The organism is Caldimonas tepidiphila, assembly GCF_003569765.1.
In the GTDB taxonomy this organism is placed as follows: Bacteria; Pseudomonadota; Gammaproteobacteria; order Burkholderiales; family Burkholderiaceae_C; genus Caldimonas; species Caldimonas tepidiphila.
In genome coordinates, this window is sequence record NZ_QXMG01000149.1 from 1 (window position 1) to 1,754 (window position 1,754).

Annotated in this window: 2 protein-coding genes; both read left to right on the forward strand. The window is 71.3% G+C overall.

Annotated features, from left to right (window positions below):
* The first annotated feature begins 232 nt into the window (after positions 1-232).
* Entirely contained in the window at positions 233-1,168 is a 936-nt protein-coding gene (gene paaX / locus D3A59_RS24810; protein ID WP_157991709.1) for a phenylacetic acid degradation operon negative regulatory protein PaaX, read from the forward strand.
* A 173-nt stretch (positions 1,169-1,341) separates the two neighbouring features.
* On the forward strand, positions 1,342-1,725 hold the full coding sequence (locus D3A59_RS24815; protein WP_205665275.1) for a hypothetical protein: 384 nt from the start codon (positions 1,342-1,344) through the stop codon (positions 1,723-1,725).
* The last annotated feature ends 29 nt before the right edge of the window (positions 1,726-1,754 follow it).

Genomic DNA, 1,754 nt, shown 5'->3' on the forward strand with positions numbered 1-1,754 from the left:
CGAGGCTGTCAAGCGCCGCGCCCTAACCGACAGCACCGCCATTTGTGCAACAGAGCCGCGTACGGGGCGATGCGCAGGAGCGGGCGCACCGGACGGGTGGAGCCCCTCACTCAACGTCGAAGGTTTTCCGGGGATTCCGAGCCGGACCGACCCGCAGGCGCCCTCCTCCCGCGAAACCGAAGGCAGCATGGCGGCGGCGCGCGGCGCGCAGTCGGTAGACTTGCGCGCCGCCATGCCCGCCTCGCCCATCGACACCTGGATCCGCGACTGCCTCTCGCAGGAGGAGTTGCGCGCACGCTCGGTCATCGCCACCGTGTTCGGCGACGCCGTTGCGCCGCGCGGCGGGCGGATCTGGCTGAAGTCGCTGGCCGAGCTGCTCGCGCCCTTCGGCATCAACGAGCGCCTCGTGCGCACCGGCGTCTTCCGCCTCGCCGCCGAGGGCTGGCTCGAGGCCGAGCGTCACGGCCGGCTCAGCGCCTACCGCCTCACCGACAGCGGCGCGCGGCGCTTCGACGGCGCCAGTCGCCGCATCTACGCGCCGCCGCGCACCGCCTGGCCCGATCACTGGACGCTGGTGCTGTTCTCGCCGGCCGAGCTGGAGGCGTCGCAGCGCGCCGCGCTGCGGCACGAGCTGCAGTGGCTCGGCTTCGTCCCCGCCGCGCCGGGCGTGCTCGCCCACCCGGCGGCCGAGCCGCGCGTGCTCGCCGAGGTGCTGGAGCGGCTCGGGCTCGCGCCCGCCGTCATGGTGCTGCAGGCGCGCGACCTCGCGCTGAGCGGCGTGCCCGGCCTTGCCGACAGGCTGCGCGAGGCCTGGACGCTGGCACCGGTGGCCGAGGCCTACCGACGCTTCATCGCCCGCTTCGAGCGCGTGCAGAAGCTGCTGCCGAGCGGGCACTCGCCCGAGCCCGGGCAGGCCTTCGTGATGCGCACGCTGCTGGTTCACCAGTTCCGCCGCGCGCTGCTCGACGACCCGCAGCTGCCGCCGGCGCTGCTCGACGCCGACTGGCCGGGCGAAGCGGCCTATGCGCTGTGCGCGTCGCTGTACCGCCGGCTGCACGCGCCCGCGGAGGCCCATCTCGCCGAACGCCTGCGCGGCGACGACGGCCATCCCGCACCGCCGCTCTCCGACGCCTTCTTCGAGCGCTTCGGCGGTCTGCCGCGCAGCTGACCCCTTTCGCCGACCGTTCGGTCGGGAATTTGCGCCTTACTTTCGGTCAATTTGATACAGGCTAAACGGTCGGCACGCGATAACCGCATCATGAGCTCCACCTGTGACGCGAACACACAGGACGAGAAGCGCGCACCCCGTCGCGCGCCGGCACACCCCACCAAAGGAGCAACATGGGACATCACGACCGTATCGCGAAGACTTGCGAATTCCCGCCTGCCACCGAGCAGCCCAACGTCTACCCGCTGTCCTGGCATGCGCACACCGCCAAGCTCGAGGAAGTCTGGGACGCCTCGCAGCGCGAGTACTGGGACCCCAAGAAGCTGCCCTGGGACACCTTCGATGCGTCGCGCTACTCCTGGGAGGAGCGCGAGGCGATCGCCTACTGGTGGACGCTGCTGTCGGTCTTCGACGCGTCGGCGCCCCCGGTCTTCGCCGCCGCCTTCATCAAGACGTATGAAGCCCACGAGGAGGACCCGGTGCGCCGCTGCTTCTTCTCGGTGACGCGCGACGAGCAGAACCACGAGCGTACGTATTCAGCCGGGGTGCTGAACTGAGGATCAGCCGGCGGGCTGGGGCAGGAGGC

Coding starts and splice junctions, on each gene's coding strand:
- paaX (WP_157991709.1), top strand. CDS start 233: ATGCCCGCCTCGCCCATCGACACCTGGATCCGCGACTGCCTCTCGCAG.
- D3A59_RS24815 (WP_205665275.1), top strand. CDS start 1,342: ATGGGACATCACGACCGTATCGCGAAGACTTGCGAATTCCCGCCTGCC.